We start from the raw sequence: 14,406 nt of genomic DNA, 5'->3' as shown, positions 1-14,406 counted from the left end.
CAGGCAGTTGGGGCATGAGGAACGACAAGGCGGGCGGCTCTGCTGGGATGGCGGAGGCGCTCGTCTTTTTTATTATAGCTACTGTAAGATTGTCAAACATGTTGGACAGTGAAGGCAGCGAGGACCTCCTTGGGGAGACGCCAGGAAAGAGGGCGCATCGGGAGGTTGTTGGAGCGGGCTTGGTGAGCAGCGAGCTGCTCACCGAGGTCAGCGAGGGAGAAGAAGCGGTGGGTGGTATAGAAACGCTTCTGGTCCTCCCTGTGGCTGCGTTCGACCTTGTCTGCGTATTCCGGCGGACTTGAACTGAGTATTCGCACGCAACTCGGGCAGCCAATCACACAGCATTCGGTCACCCATTCGCATGACATTCGGGCAGTCGTACGCATAAGAATCGGCCAAGCTCGACACCTCAGAAAGCCCCTGTTGTACAATAAGGGAAACGGGTTTGTACGGGGGCGAGAAGATGAGGAGTAACCGCTCAATAATCCCGCGAATCGAAAAACGAGGATGTTTATACGAGAATTGATGCAGGGGCTTGAAAGACTCTGACAAGAACTCGCATACCGACCAGTGAGTTTCTCGCCCACGAGGACTGGCGCATTGAGCTGATGCTGGCGCAGGACGACGAGGCGATCCGCAAGCTCAAGGAAGCCCGGCATGAACGCGATAAGCTGGAGCGGCAGCGTAGCCAAAGTTGAAGTACAACCCAATTGGAGGTACTTGCTTTGATGATGGTTTCCTTGGCTGCTATAAAATGATATGAATACGTCGCGTGAAAATGGACACGCGCGACGCGAAGACTGAACACGGGCGTCGCGTGGAATGGACACGCGCGACGCGAAGACTGAATACGGGCTGGGCGCGCGTTAGCTGTCGAAAGGCCGTTCCAGAAAAAGGAGGGCAGCCGCGCCAGCCTGTTCGCGCAGGAGAAGACCTATCTGCAGAAGCTACCGAGCCATCCGTTCGAACTGGCGGAGTACCGGAAAGCCACGGTTCAGTTAGGCGGCCATATCCAGGTGGATTTCCAAAACTACTCCGTGCCATTCGACTACATCAAGCGCAAGGTGGATGTGCGGCTCACGCGGTATGCGGTCGAAGTCCTCTGCGACGGCAACCGCATCTGCTCCCATCCGCGCCTGTACGGCCCCAAGGGGCAGTACAGCACCGCTGACGACCACTTGACCCCGAACCAGCGGAAATTCCTGGAGTGGAACGGGGACAGGTTCAGAAAGTGGGCGGCGAAGATCGGGCCGAGCGCCGCCGGCATGGTGGAAGCGATCCTCGCAGGGCACAAGGTGGAGCAGCAGGGGTACAAGGCCTGCATGGGCCTTCTCCAGATGGCGGAAACATACGCTCCCCAGCGGTTGGACGCCGCCTGCGCGAAGGCGCTGCGCTACTCGCCGCGCCCCAGCTGGAAAAGCGTCCAGACAATCCTCAAATCCGGGCAGGACTTGATCCTCGAAGAGGAATCAGAACCCGCCAAGCCGTCCAATGTCGGCTTCACGCGGGGAGCCGCCTATTTTGGAAGGGGGCGGGACTGATGCTCGACAAAGCAACCGCCTCCAAACTGCGGGAGTTGAAACTCAGCCACATGGCCAAGGCTTTCAGCACATACTTCAGCGACCAATCGGCAGACGGGCTTCGCAACGTCTTGTTGATCCGCATAGGATCACCCCTGCACACGCGGGGAGCAGTGTGCAGCCCCGCCTGCCAAGTTTCGTATGCCGGGATCACCCCCGCACACGCGGGGAGCAGCCTGTGGCGGCTGATCGTGCGGCGGGTGGTGGAGGATCACCCCCGCACACGCGGGGAGCAGACGCGTATATGCGCCAATGGTGGCCAATGCCCGGGATCACCCCCGCACACGCGGGGAGCAGAAGGTGGCGGCTAACCCGTTTGCTTATGCGGTAGGATCACCCCCGCATACGCGGGGAGCAGGCCAACGCAATGGATCACGACATACGGATACAGGGATCACCCCCGCACACGCGGGGAGCAGGTGACCGTCCTGTCCGCCGCCGATCCTGCGCGGGGATCACCCCCGCACACGCGGGGAGCAGCGTCCCTTATATCCCCCAGCTGCTGCCCGGCGAGGATCACCCCCGCACACGCGGGGAGCAGTTCGTGTTCATTCCAGTGTCCTCCACTCTCTTAGGATCACCCCCGCACACGCGGGGAGCAGTGCGCGGTACGGACTACTGGACGGCTGACGATAGGATCACCCCCGCACACGCGGGGAGCAGTGGATCATGACCGCCATCTCGATTGTGATCGCGGGATCACCCCCGCACACGCGGGGAGCAGAGTATGAACCGTCCTGGCCCTTTGATGCAGAAAGGATCACCCCCGCACACGCGGGGAGCAGGCATCCAAGTCCTCAATGCCTGTACTCCAGCGGGGATCACCCCCGCACACGCGGGGAGCAGCACCACGGCAGCCATACGTCTACGTCGGTGGCGGGATCACCCCCGCACACGCGGGGAGCAGCCTTCCGGCGCGCTGGTTCTTGACACTGGCCTAGGATCACCCCCGCACACGCGGGGAGCAGAGCCATACTATCACAAGCGGTACGAACATGGGGGGATCACCCCCGCACACGCGGGGAGCAGCTTGACCGAACGACAGCCGAGGCCCTGTCGCAGGGATCACCCCCGCACACGCGGGGAGCAGCCATTGCGTTGGCGATTGCTTCGATAGTCGCGAGGATCACCCCCGCACACGCGGGGAGCAGCATGAGTGCTGTATCATTGCCACCTTGGCGGCGGGATCACCCCCGCACACGCGGGGAGCAGTTAGCCAGTACAAGCAACAGATAGCCTAAAAGAGGATCACCCCCGCACACGCGGGGAGCAGTTAGCCAGTACAAGCAACAGATAGCCTAAAAGAGGATCACCCCCCGCACACGCGGGGAGCAGGCCAACGCCATGGATCACGACTTGCGGATACAGGGATCACCCCCGCACACGCGGGGAGCAGGACTTGCACGACCCGTTTTGATTAGCTTCATCGGGATCACCCCCGCACACGCGGGGAGCAGGACTACGACGCCGCAAAGCCGGTGGTATACGAAGGATCACCCCCGCACACGCGGGGAGCAGGACTACGACGCCGCAAAGCCGGTGGTATACGAAGGATCACCCCCGCACACGCGGGGAGCAGGCGAATAACATAGACGAAGCGTGGGAACATTGGGGATCACCCCCGCACACGCGGGGAGCAGAGTTCACCGGCAATGTAGTCCATCTTGGTCGGAGGATCACCCCCGCACACGCGGGGAGCAGCAGGTCGCCAAGCCATCGCTCGATGTGCTCGGGGGATCACCCCCGCACACGCGGGGAGCAGTCCTGTAACATCCGCCTTACTTTTTCCCACTGGGGATCACCCCCGCACACGCGGGGAGCAGTCCCTTATAAAAACTGCAAGCATATCGTACAAGGATCACCCCCGCACACGCGGGGAGCAGCATTTCCTCGCGCTAGGGCGGGTAGACGCGATAGGATCACCCCCGCACACGCGGGGAGCAGCAGCGTGACAATCGTGACGTCATTTCCTATATGGGATCACCCCCGCACACGCGGGGAGCAGCGGCTATCTTGAGGTGCCAATGGGAAATACTTGGGATCACCCCCGCACACGCGGGGAGCAGCTGTTGGGTGACAGCCGAGCGATTGACCTTGGAGGATCACCCCCGCACACGCGGGGAGCAGGCAAATGCGCAGCTTGTGGACGGTGTTATCCAAGGATCACCCCCGCACACGCGGGGAGCAGTATTCACGCCATGCTGCGACCTGTGGTCTTGCAGGATCACCCCCGCACACGCGGGGAGCAGGCTTGGAAAAGTCAACAAATTCGTACCTTTTTGGAAAGCTTATCCCCTCATTTCATTTAGTTTCTCGTAGAGCTGCTTTGTGGTCAGGCAGTCCGCTAGGCTGCGGTGCTTTGCACTCACGGTCAGTTGGAAGTGTTCGGCCAGCGTCTGCAGTTTGCAATCGGGGACGTCCTTTACCGTCCGCCTTGCCAGTTCGCATGTGTCGATGGATGGGTTCGAAAACAGAGGCAATTCGCAATCTCCGCATGCGGCGCGCAGGAAATTGCAGTCGAATTCCGCATTGTGCGAGATGACCGGCAGCGGGCCGATGAATTGCAGGAATGCCGGCATTACCTCCTGCAGAGTCTTGCCCTCCGCCTCCAGCAATGCCCCGGTTAACCCCGTGAGGCGTTCGATCTCCGGCGAAATGCGCGCTTTGGGACGCAGGAGTTCTTGAAATTCCGCCTCGATCTGTCCTGCGCAGACGATCAGTGCGCCAACTTCAATGATTTCATCGTGCTCGGGCGAAAGGCCCGTCGTTTCAAGATCGATCACGGCATATCGCTCTAGGGCGGGGCTTTTTCGACGCGGTTTTCCGCTCATCGCACGGGCCATGTGCATCTTCGACGCGTTGCTATGGCTGGGTTTGACCTCTGCGACGGGCGTAAAAGCGGGCGCAGGGCGCAGCATCAGCTTGAACCCATCAAAGTCAATCGGCTTTAAGCGTGCGTTGTGCACGCGAAAGTCCATTCGCTGTTCGTTCCGGGCGCTGAACACGATCGTCGCACGGCCGCATTTGGCATTGTCACAAACCTTCTTCCACAACTCCTCCCGCACGCGAGCGCTGACATGCCCCACATAAACCCCTGTATCAATCTCCTGCAGCCATTTCGTCAGATCCCCGCGCAGCGCGGGAGGACAATCTGTGAGCGTCAGGACGAGCATCGCTTCACCACCTCAATCACTATGCACCAGCGTACCACTTCCCACCGCATCTGCGTGCAGGAACATGGCATCCATATCCCGCCCATAGGCGTTCCCGCTCGCGGCCAATCCGCCCTTTTCATCCCAGAGATAGAGCACATTGGCCTGCGGCTCCTCAAGGGCGGCCTCCTCTCCCAACAGCAGCTTTCGCACATCCGTTGTGATCCGCTCAAGTATGCGGCCATCGGAAATGGCATCGCGCACGGCGCGCCTCGTGACGCCGCCGGCGTCGGCGGGGTTTTCGGACGCGACCCTGAACGCGATGGGAATCGTGATTTCCGCCTTGTAGAGATCGGCGATGTCGTAGACGAACGATCGCTCGTGCCCGGTGTGCACAAAACCCAGCCCAGGCGAGCAGCCGAGCGCTGCGATCACGCTGTGAACGACGCCGTAGAGGCAGGCATGCGCCGACGAGAGGGCCATGTTGATGGCATTACCGGCCTCAAAGTTCGCCGGGTCATATTCGCGCCCATGCCAAGGCACGCCGGTCTCTCGGGAGGCCGCCCTGTAGGTGGCGCGAATGCGCGCGCCCTCGCGTCCGCGCAGCTGCTGCATGGTAAGGGTCGACACATCCTCGTCCGGGAAGCGCATCTGATACATCCTGCGCGCGACGGCGAGGCGCCGGCGCATGTTCGAGACCAGTTCCGCCTGCCGGACGAGCAATCTCGACGAATGGGTGAGCGGGCGGCCGTGCGCATAGAAGCGCACGCCATGTTCGCCCACCCAAATGATGCTGGTTCCGGTATCGCCGATCAATTCCATCGCGCGGTGCGAGATCGAAGTGCCGGGGCCGAGCAGCAGCACGCCGAGCGATGCTGCGGGAACGTGCACCGTGCCCCGCGCATCGGCGACGGTGATCGCCCCATCCTGCCGGTTGATCAGGCAGCGTTCAAGGTACAGGAAGGACATCCTGTCGCGAATCTGCGGCAGCACATGCAGATCGGGCTTCTCAATTCCGGGAATATCCGCCACCTTCATCGCCCTCCGATGCGCGCAATCGTCATCAGGCCACAGCCATATGCCTTGCCCCTTCCGATGCCCCCCGCGAGCAGTTCCCGGAATAGCGCGGGATCGGATATGGTCAGCCTGCCCTCAAAGGTCACCGCAAGCAACGACACCTCGCCGCCGCCTTTGCGGAATTTGTGCCACTGACTGTGCACCACATCGAACGCATTCTCCTCCACGGCGAATCCGTGCGCTTCGGCGCGTTCGACAAGCCAGGCCCTCTGCTGGTCAAGCGTAACGTGATTGTACAGCCTGCCGCGGCTCCTCTCCCCCTCGCGCTCCCGCGTGCTGCTGCGCACGGGGTTGGCGCGCAGACGGAACTGCCATCGCTGGCCAGCGGCGAGGCGATTCATAAATGCGTCATATGGCTTCACTTCCCACGAGGGCGAGAGACCCTCCCTGCCATATCGCTTGGCAAGCGCTTCAAAATCCGGCGGCACTTCGCTTAGAATCATCAGGTAGGGCTGGCCGCCGAGGGCGTCGACGCGCCAGAGGTTGCGCCGCCGCGCGCCGCTGAAGCACCCTTCCACCGCACCATGCAGCAGATTTGGAAATGCCATCAGCCGCATGGTTTCGCTCCTGCCCGCATCGAGGACAATTCTCGATAGATACATCGTCATCCCTCCAATTCGCGCATCGGATCGTGCAGCGTCGGCGGCTGCGCGGGCGTTGTGTTCGACGCGGCATACGCCTCGCATACGCTCCGAAATCCATATTCCCGCCGCCTTTGATCAAACGACAGCGGCACATCGCAAGCGAAGCGCGCATCCCCTCCCGCCTCTCCATCCATTTGAATGCGCATCCGGGATTGCCCGTCTTCTGCAAGCGGCGGCTCGCTCGCGAGCGCTTCGCCCAGCGATCCTTCGCGCAGGCCGAGCGATATTCTGCCCTCCGGCGGGCACGAACGCCTGCCCAGAAACAGCGGAAACCGGGGGCTTGTGAGCGCGCGCTCGATCTCAAGAAGCAGCATTTCCTCCCCCTCGAGCCCGGCCAGAAAGATCGCGCCGCAGAGGTAATAGCGGTTTGTCACATAGGCGGATTTGCTGCTCTTTGCCGTGTGATAGTCGCGCAGCAGCACGCCCTCGCGATCGATGCGCACGCCAAAGCGCAGCGCGGCGAGATCCTCGATACCCGCATGGCGATGCCTGCCAAGCGCCGCCGCGGCGAGCCCGATCACGCCGCTCTTGGTCGGCGCGCGCTCTGTTCCCCTGCGGTCGTACTTTGCGTCGACGCCCCAGGATTGCATCGGCGCGGCCAGCCGCATCAAAAGCGTGCTCATTTGGCCGCTCCTTCGCCCGTCAGGCGCGCACTGAGATCGACGGCGAGTGCGTCCAGCGCCGAGGACATGGGCACGGCCTCGCCGAGATCGCTCAGCAGCTTGCCGACCACATAGGCCGCCTCCGGCTCGCCTGCGAAGCTCATGTACGATTCCATCGCATGCGCTGAGAGCCGCTTTGCAGACGCGGCGGCATATCCCTCGTCGCTCGCGGGCACCGGCCTTTCAAACGCGCCGACGAGATTCAGCGGCTGATCCGTCCTGAGGGTCACGAGCATCGCGTCCGGCAGCGTGCGGTTGGCGAAGGTGTTCTGCTTGCCTGTTGGCATGGAGGTTGCAAACGCGCGGACGAACTCGCACGCCACGTCGATTGCGCCACCCTTGAGCTGCCTATACAACTCGTGCACCGCAATGGTGGCATAGCGGTAGAGCGTGGCGGAATTGAACTCGACCATGCCGATGTGGCCGGCGCCGGCGTTGTCCTCGGGCGACATATCGTCCACGGCGGTAAAGTAATCGTATTCATTGGCTACCCTGTGGGTCGAGATGGCATGCGCGACCTGCGCGCTGGCATCGTTGTTGAGTGTCGGATCGTCGGCCACCATGCGGCCAAAGAGCGCGATGTCCACGCTCGGACTCTCCCGCAAAGCCGCCTGCGCCATCTTCTTGTCCGCCTTCGGGTTTTGCACGATTAGCTCCGCCAGTGCCTGCGCCTGCGCGGCGCTCATGAAGAACAGGGCGTCGGTTCCCTTGTCTTCCGACTTGATCTTGAGTCCCGCGGTCTCGAGAATCTTCCGCGCGCTTGCCTCCGGCTTCTCGTCGCCGAGCTTGCGGATCTCCTCCGCCACGAGGCCGACGATCTTCTTCGTGCGATAGCCGAGCCTGTCCTCGGTGAAGGTATCGCGGAACATCATGCGCATGGCGCGCTTCCAGCTCTGCGACGATGCGCGCGCGCGTGTGACGCCGCCGTAGAAGGCGGTCTTGGGGCTGCCGGTATCATCGCGGTTTACACAGCTCGGGGGCACAGTCTGTATCACATGTACATCCAGAAACAACCTCTCGTTGCCGTTCATAGAAATTCCTCCTTTATTCGCCATCCTGCGCCTGTTTGAAACGATAAAAATCCCTGCCCCAGTTGAGGCGCACGGAATCGCGCGCACCGGAAAACTGATAGCGGTAGATGTCCTCGGTCAATTGCGCATAGTCGAGCGCAATATCCTCACTCTTTAGCAACTGTATCAGCCCCCGCAGATGGTTCGAGAGCTCGATCAGGCCGCCCGCAGTCGCGACGGCGTCGAACCGGCGTTTGATGCGGGATTCTTCGTCCTCTCCATGCACCAGATCGCGCACTGCCATGCCCAGCCGGTGCCCCTGCCGGTGCATGGACTTCTCCCGCGGGGATTTCCCCTGTTGGTGCAGCGCATAGAGCGTGAGCGCGGTGTGCACCGCCCACTCGGCGCGCGTGGGTTTGTTGCCCGCGCCCATCAGGTCCTCCGGAAGGCCCTGAAATGTTGCGTTCCAAAGTTCCGGCGCGCTTCCCGGTGGCTTGCCGATTCCGCGCCGAAGCTGTGCCAGCGTCGCGCGCATCGCCGATTCGCCTCCGCCCGCGAGCGCCTTGATCCTATGGCTTACGAACAGCCCCGTCCGTCTTGCCTCGTCCGCCATCGTCCTGTCCTCCCTTCAATGCCTCCCGGCTGGATGTGCCGTAAAGAAACCAGTTGTATGCCTCCGGCGCCGTATAGCGCCGGGATCTTTTGTTCTCGGTGATCGTCCGCCCGACAAAGGCATTCGCACCGGAGCGGTGCACGAGTTCCGCACCGAGCGCACGCACAATTCCGCGCGCCCGCTCCCACCACGCATCGCAAGCGGCGTCGATCTCGGTCTCTGCCGGGTCGATGCCCTCGAGCCACGCGCGAAACGGCAAATCCAGCCGGTAATAGGCCTGCTCCTTGGCCATGTTCCGGGCGTGGCCGCCATCGCTGTCCCCCGCCGCCTTGGCAAGATCTTGCGCCAACCGCCCGACGCGGTTCACCAGTAGTTCGATCGTTTGGATCTCCTCAACGATGCGCCCCATCCACGCGTCGCCCATCGCCGTAAGCAGCCCGGCATTGAAGGCGATTGAATCCTGCATGACATCGTCGACAAAGAAGTCCTTGTCCCCATACTTCACGCCCGTGATCTCAAATTGGAACTGCGCGCGCGAAATCCAGTCCCGCTTGCGAAGCTCCACCAGCCACTCGACGATGCCGGGCAACTTGCGCGAATCTCCGGAGGAAAAGAGTGCGGAGAAGTCCCGCCACATCTGGCGCGCGGGGTCGTGTCGGCGCGGCAGATACTCCGCCGGGGTCTTCTTGGCATCCAGGCGCCAAACGGTCATCGGCTCCACGAGTGCGTTCTCCCTGGGGAAGAAGTCCCCACCGAGAAGCAAATAGCCGGTGACATACTCCCCCTCCCGCTTCAAAAGCAATCTACGCGACTGTAGCGTGTAGAGCTCGGAGAGGTTGTCGGGCAGTGGGATCTCGGTGCGCTCGGCGGCGTGCGGCCGTTCTAGTTCCCAGGCCGGCCGCTCCTCACCCCAGAGATTCTGCGCCGCATCCCGCGCCATCACGAGATTGAGCATCAGCGTCTCAAAGAGATTCCCCCCGAGGGCGACGATGATCCCCAGCTTGCCGAGCCAGCCCACGCCGGGGCTCGGCATCGACGCGCCGCGCACCGAAGGCTTCGAGGATGTGTCGTCAAACGCATTGACGTATAGGAGCCAGCGCGCCGCCTCGGGATAGCGCAATCGCTCCTTTTCCCTCCCCGTGCGCAGCGGAAAAAGGCGCACCTTGTTCGCGCTCTCGGCCAGCGCGCCGTTGAGTTTCGCGGAGGCGTACTCCGTGCCTCTATCGATCCCCGCCACCTGATAGAACGGTCGCGTCGGATGGAACAGGTAAAAGCGCTCCTCAAAATGCGTCAAATACGCCTCGAGAATTTCGTAGGGAAATGCACCGTGCTCCCACAGCGCCTTCCAGCGCACGAGTGCCTCCTCTGGATTGTGCAGCTCGACATACTCCCCCTCCGGTTCATAGACCGAGAACACCGCGTGCAGCACGGCCAGCAGCAGGCGCAGCATCGCGACATCCTGCGTCGGCAATTCGCCGCAGAGGCCGCGACATCGGTGCGCATCTCGCAGTAGCTCAAGCAGCGATAGCTCCTCCACCGCGCCGTCCGGCCGCATCACCCGTATCCACCTCTCTCGGATAAGGTTGAATTCCCTATCCCCCATCGCGTTTCTCCTCCTTTTCATAGGTAAGGCCGTCTAGGCGGTCGTAGCGCAAACAATAGCCTCCCAGCCGCATGGTACAATTCTCATCCATTGGCAGAATCAGCTCGCCCTTGAGCCAGGGGGATGCGCTCCAGGCGGCGAAGCGTTCCGCATGGATCTCCTCGAGCTCCTTGATCGTCCGCTCGATGGCCCAGGGCGCGCACAGCGGCTGCGGCATGCGCAGGCGCTGTCGGGCGATTGCCTGCGCGAGGCGGTCGGGAATCTCGCCCTCGGGAATCTCTCGCCCACCCTCGATCCACGGGAGGAACCGCAGCCTCCCGCCCGACTCGATCAAGAGCAGCACCTCGAAGGATTCATCTGAATCGCGTACCTTTGCCTCTCCCCTCTGCTCGGAGAGGCCCGCCCCGCCCTCCAATTCCTCCGCGCCCGCGTTCAGCCAGTCCGTGAGCACATTGCCCGGCCCATCCCACGGCGGATGGATGCGGAATGCGTCGGCACGCCGCTCCTTGCGCGCGGTCAGGTTCAGCCACTCCTCCTTCGCCTGCGCATAGCCCGGGGGCTCTATGGGCGGCGGTATGTCGTCGTCGTACACATCCTGCACAAGGCCCGGCACATCGCGCGGCAGCACGATGTGATCCGGCAAAAACGCCTGCGTGCGCATCAGCGGGTAGGACTTGTATATCTGCTCCGTGCCCTCTTCAAAACCTCCACCCGTGGGTCGGAGAATCAGGCAGAGCGCGCGGCGCAGCTTTTCGGGCCGCTCCCGGTCGTGCCTGTGCATCCTGCCCATGCGCTGGATCAGCAAATCCATCGGGCACAGGTCGGTGACCAGCACATCGAAATCGATATCGAGAGATTGCTCCAGAACCTGCGTACCGACGACGACACAAAGCGACGGCCGCTTGGCTTCGGTGGGCTTCCCCAACGCGCCACGCAATTGCTCCTCGTTCCGCGCGCGATCCGGGGCGAGAAAGCGCGCGTGCTGGAGCATTACCCGCTCTTCTCCGAAGCGGGCGCGCATCGCCCGCGCCACGGCCTGCGCACGCCGAACGGTGTTGACGATCACGCCCGCGCAGCCGCCGTCCGCAAGAAGCGCGCAGAGCCTGTCCGCCAGCCCTTCTTCGTCAATGTATTGTATCGATACCTCGTGCGCACTCCCGTCGTCGGGCAGCGCCGCGCTGCGGATTTCGCGCCCGTCGGTGTAGGTCATCAGGGGATAGGCGCGGCTGTCCGCCCATTCCCGAACCTGCTCGGGCGCACGATTTCCGCGCCCAAGCACATCGCGCCGTCCCGAAGGAGGCTTTTTTGCGTTCAGATACGCCTCGACAAGCGCGGCGCGCCGCTTCGCGGGCAGCGTCGCCGAGAGCACGATCACCGGCACGCGGTACGCGCCCAGCCACCGAAGCGCCATGTCGAGGTATTGGCTCATATACGCATCATAGGCGTGGCACTCATCGATGATTACGACCTTGTTGGCAAGCCCAAGGTGCCGGAGCATCGCGTGCTTCTGCTTGAGCGCCATCAACAGCAACTGGTCGATCGTGCCGACGACGAAGTCCGCGAGAAGTGCCTTTTTCGGGCCCTCGAACCAGCCGTGCACATAAGCGCCGGATGCATCCTCATCGTAAATGCCGCGCCCACCCTCAAAGAGCGCGCGATAGTCCTCGTTAAACTGCGCCTTGCCGTGGGCGAGAACCATCGCATGCCCACCGTCCTCCAGCGCGTCCAACCACTTGCGCACGCGCGGAAAGATGCCGTCGGACGTGGCCTGCGTGGGCAGCGCGAAGAACACGCCGCTGCGTTTCGCCCTGCTGCCAAAGGCCTCCGACATCGCGAGGGCGCTCTCCGTCTTGCCGATGCCGGTGGCGGCCTCGAGTATGCAGATGCCCGGCTCATAGATGTTAAGGGCGACGGTCGGCGCGGCCAATTGCATCGGGCGCGGGTCGAAGCCAACGCCAAAGCGATATGGGTAGAACAGCTCCGGCTGCATCCAATCGTGGCTGATTTCCCAGGGCTCCGGGAGGCGCAGTTTCTCCCACGCCACATCCGCGCGCGCCTGCGAATCGAGGCGGCGCACATTGTCCTCGATGCGAATATAGGGAAACAATCTCTCGTTGCTGGCAATCCAATCGGCCATGATGAGAAGTCCGCTCAGCAGTACCTGCGCGGATAAATTGGGAACAGGTAGTTTTTCCGGCGCCTCAAAACCGGCCATTTGTAGCGCAGACTGCAAAAGTTCGCGCTGGACGGATGTCCATGCCTCCCTGCCGATCGGACCCATATGGTAGTTCGTCGGATGTGCCTCGATTGGATGATTTACGATGGAAAAGCCAGAGGCAGGCTTGCCGTGATGCGCGCCGAGAATCGCCGCGACCTGTTCGCTCACGCCCTCGCGCCGCAAAAGAAGCTGCGTGGCAAACGCATGCGGCGAGGCGGATGGATGCGAGAACTCCCGAAAGGGTCGGGTGGGGAGACCCGCGGCGAGGATGCTCTCCCCGATGCGCAGATCGAGATCGAGCGGGATATATGCGGAGCTCTTGGCCTGGAAGACAGGCGTCGCCTTGCCGATGTCGTGCGCCGCCGCCAAAAAGATAAACAGCCGCCTGGTATCCTCAGGGGTCGACGACGCCTGCTCGACCGCGCGCCGGACACCCCCACAGAGCCACCCGTCCCATAGGCGCTCCGCGACCGCAGCGCTGTCCGCGAGGTGAACGACGAGCGGCAGCCAATGAGGGTTGCCATCCCTCGCCTTTTTTGCCCAGAGCGACAGTGTCGCCGTCGATTGATCGAACATACCGACGCCCTCCGATTTTGGCTGGTTGTTCTTATGATATTATAACACAGAGCATCCAAATCCCTTTATGCATAGGAAAAGGACTTTAGGTCACAATATAATCCATTTTTAAGGCAGTGACTCTAACATAATCGCCTTTCTAGATAACCGATATCTTAGCACATTATCCAAGGATTATCAACCCATATCCCGGCTATCATTGTATAATATTATTCCGCCATCGTAATAAAGGTATGCCAATGATACTCCATGTATATGCCTAAAACCGATTGCCGATGGTTAGGGCTAAGGAGAACCGTCTCAGAGGAGACTACTGCAAATCAAGGATGCCGGCCTCCTCAATACGGACGGAAATCAGCGCCGCCTTGGAGAAAACGTCCCCTCAGGGCTGGCATCTCGGCCGCAGAATGGAGCTTATCGCAAGAAAGATTGCACGCGAGAACAGCTTTCCCAAATACCGCGTCCGGGCGCGCCTGATCCAGCTCGGCCATGTCATGGCAAAAGGGGCGCTGAATTATGTGGACGGGCATCTGTGCCTGAACGATCCGAAGTATGTCGTGTTCACCTCGGCAGGAGCGCGGCTCACCAAATGGGCCAACGCCCACGTGGACGAATGTTGCCTGCGCTTTATCAGCGTGTACGAGCAGTGCGGCGTCGCGGAATACCGCTTCGGCACGCTCAACAGCGACGAGGAATACAACCGCCATTACCTCATGCTGGGCGACAACGACAAGGGTCGGACGAAACCCGTCAGCTTCGCGGAAATGAGCGACATTGTAAGCAGCCTGCCGGACACATTCCACGAAGCGCTGATCGCGCTGATGAAGATGAAGCGCATGACCATCGAACAACTGGCGGAATCCGCGTCCATGTCTGTGGACACCATCAAGCGCCTCAGGCGTGCAGAGCGCAAGAACTACACGATGGATCAAGTCGTCGCCCTGTGCGTCGGGTTGCATCTGCCGCCGTGGCTGTCGTGCGAATTGACCGCACGGGCCGGACTTACACTGCGTGATATTTCGGAGCACCGGGCATATCGGTATATCCTGGACTGCCTGTTCATGGACCGCATCGAGGATGTGCAGCGATTCCTGAAGGAAAACAAACTCGAGCCGCTGAACCTGAACTCCATCGCGTAACACAAATCAAATCACATGCTGCCGGGCAAAATGCCCGGTATTTTTTGCAATTTTTCTTTTCCCGAGGGGTGCAGCCGCCGCCCCTATTTTGGCCCTTTTGGGGCCTTTTTTGATGCCAAATACAGTGAAAAC

The 14,406-nt window shown here is 61.6% G+C and carries 11 protein-coding genes and 1 CRISPR repeat array; of the genes, 3 read left to right on the top strand and 8 right to left on the bottom strand.

Features of this window, described 5'->3' with window-relative positions:
• Positions 1-14: 14 nt before the first annotated feature.
• Positions 15-302, top strand: coding sequence for a hypothetical protein (locus ACH6CV_RS01840; RefSeq protein ID WP_456356449.1), 288 nt, complete (start codon positions 15-17; stop codon positions 300-302).
• Positions 303-848: 546 nt separating this feature from the next.
• The gene (locus tag ACH6CV_RS01835; protein WP_456356560.1) at positions 849-1,541 is read left to right on the top strand and encodes a Mu transposase domain-containing protein; all 693 of its coding nucleotides are present in this window, start codon (positions 849-851) and stop codon (positions 1,539-1,541) included.
• A gap of 125 nt (positions 1,542-1,666) precedes the next feature.
• Positions 1,667-3,829: direct repeats of the CRISPR family, unit length 28 nt; unit sequence GGATCACCCCCGCACACGCGGGGAGCAG.
• Between the two features lie 39 nt (positions 3,830-3,868).
• On the opposite strand, the gene cas2e is transcribed toward ACH6CV_RS01835, so the two are convergent.
• From cas2e to cas3, 8 genes are read right to left on the bottom strand one after another with little or no spacing between them, the layout of a single operon-like run.
• Positions 3,869-4,753, bottom strand: a complete 885-nt coding sequence (cas2e, locus tag ACH6CV_RS01830; RefSeq protein ID WP_456356448.1) for a type I-E CRISPR-associated endoribonuclease Cas2e — start codon at positions 4,751-4,753, stop codon at positions 3,869-3,871.
• A 12-nt stretch (positions 4,754-4,765) separates the two neighbouring features.
• On the bottom strand, positions 4,766-5,770 hold the full coding sequence (gene cas1e / locus ACH6CV_RS01825) for a type I-E CRISPR-associated endonuclease Cas1e (RefSeq protein ID WP_456356447.1): 1,005 nt from the start codon (positions 5,768-5,770) through the stop codon (positions 4,766-4,768).
• A complete protein-coding gene (cas6e, locus tag ACH6CV_RS01820) occupies positions 5,767-6,417 on the bottom strand; it encodes a type I-E CRISPR-associated protein Cas6/Cse3/CasE (RefSeq protein WP_456356446.1) in 651 nt (216 codons plus the stop codon). Before cas6e ends, cas1e begins: the two co-directional genes overlap by 4 nt.
• The gene (cas5e, locus tag ACH6CV_RS01815) at positions 6,414-7,076 is read right to left on the bottom strand and encodes a type I-E CRISPR-associated protein Cas5/CasD (RefSeq protein ID WP_456356445.1); all 663 of its coding nucleotides are present in this window, start codon (positions 7,074-7,076) and stop codon (positions 6,414-6,416) included. The genes cas6e and cas5e overlap by 4 nt, the downstream gene beginning before the upstream one ends.
• Positions 7,073-8,146 (bottom strand): type I-E CRISPR-associated protein Cas7/Cse4/CasC, encoded by a 1,074-nt coding sequence (gene cas7e / locus ACH6CV_RS01810; RefSeq protein WP_456356444.1) that lies wholly within the window; start codon positions 8,144-8,146, stop codon positions 7,073-7,075. Before cas7e ends, cas5e begins: the two co-directional genes overlap by 4 nt.
• A gap of 13 nt (positions 8,147-8,159) precedes the next feature.
• Positions 8,160-8,738 (bottom strand): type I-E CRISPR-associated protein Cse2/CasB, encoded by a 579-nt coding sequence (gene casB / locus ACH6CV_RS01805; protein WP_456356443.1) that lies wholly within the window; start codon positions 8,736-8,738, stop codon positions 8,160-8,162.
• Positions 8,695-10,341: a type I-E CRISPR-associated protein Cse1/CasA gene (casA, locus tag ACH6CV_RS01800; RefSeq protein WP_456356442.1), complete on the bottom strand. Its 1,647-nt coding sequence runs from the start codon at positions 10,339-10,341 to the stop codon at positions 8,695-8,697. The genes casB and casA overlap by 44 nt, the downstream gene beginning before the upstream one ends.
• A complete protein-coding gene (gene cas3, locus ACH6CV_RS01795) occupies positions 10,331-13,135 on the bottom strand; it encodes a CRISPR-associated helicase Cas3' (RefSeq protein WP_456356441.1) in 2,805 nt (934 codons plus the stop codon). Before cas3 ends, casA begins: the two co-directional genes overlap by 11 nt.
• Positions 13,136-13,542: 407 nt before the next feature.
• On the opposite strand from cas3, the gene ACH6CV_RS01790 reads away from it, so the two are divergent.
• Positions 13,543-14,274: a helix-turn-helix domain-containing protein gene (locus ACH6CV_RS01790; protein ID WP_456356440.1), complete on the top strand. Its 732-nt coding sequence runs from the start codon at positions 13,543-13,545 to the stop codon at positions 14,272-14,274.
• The last annotated feature ends 132 nt before the right edge of the window (positions 14,275-14,406 follow it).

It is taken from the genome of Anaerozeibacter quisquiliarum, from assembly GCF_051162045.1.
GTDB lineage: Bacteria > Bacillota > Clostridia > Christensenellales > Aristaeellaceae > Anaerozeibacter > Anaerozeibacter quisquiliarum.
The sequence above is the reverse complement of the archived record's forward strand: the minus strand, read 5'-3'. Positions and strand labels throughout refer to the sequence as shown.

What these genes read in the sequence shown, in the direction of transcription:
- ACH6CV_RS01840 (WP_456356449.1), top strand. Translation starts at nt 15, where the DNA reads ATGAGGAACGACAAGGCGGGCGGCTCTGCTGGGATGGCGGAGGCGCTC.
- cas2e (WP_456356448.1), bottom strand. Translation starts at nt 4,753, where the DNA reads ATGCTCGTCCTGACGCTCACAGATTGTCCTCCCGCGCTGCGCGGGGAT.
- cas1e (WP_456356447.1), bottom strand. Translation starts at nt 5,770, where the DNA reads ATGAAGGTGGCGGATATTCCCGGAATTGAGAAGCCCGATCTGCATGTG.
- cas6e (WP_456356446.1), bottom strand. Translation starts at nt 6,417, where the DNA reads ATGACGATGTATCTATCGAGAATTGTCCTCGATGCGGGCAGGAGCGAA.
- cas5e (WP_456356445.1), bottom strand. Translation starts at nt 7,076, where the DNA reads ATGAGCACGCTTTTGATGCGGCTGGCCGCGCCGATGCAATCCTGGGGC.
- cas7e (WP_456356444.1), bottom strand. Translation starts at nt 8,146, where the DNA reads ATGAACGGCAACGAGAGGTTGTTTCTGGATGTACATGTGATACAGACT.
- casB (WP_456356443.1), bottom strand. Translation starts at nt 8,738, where the DNA reads ATGGCGGACGAGGCAAGACGGACGGGGCTGTTCGTAAGCCATAGGATC.
- casA (WP_456356442.1), bottom strand. Translation starts at nt 10,341, where the DNA reads ATGGGGGATAGGGAATTCAACCTTATCCGAGAGAGGTGGATACGGGTG.
- cas3 (WP_456356441.1), bottom strand. Translation starts at nt 13,135, where the DNA reads ATGTTCGATCAATCGACGGCGACACTGTCGCTCTGGGCAAAAAAGGCG.
- ACH6CV_RS01790 (WP_456356440.1), top strand. Translation starts at nt 13,543, where the DNA reads ATGGAGCTTATCGCAAGAAAGATTGCACGCGAGAACAGCTTTCCCAAA.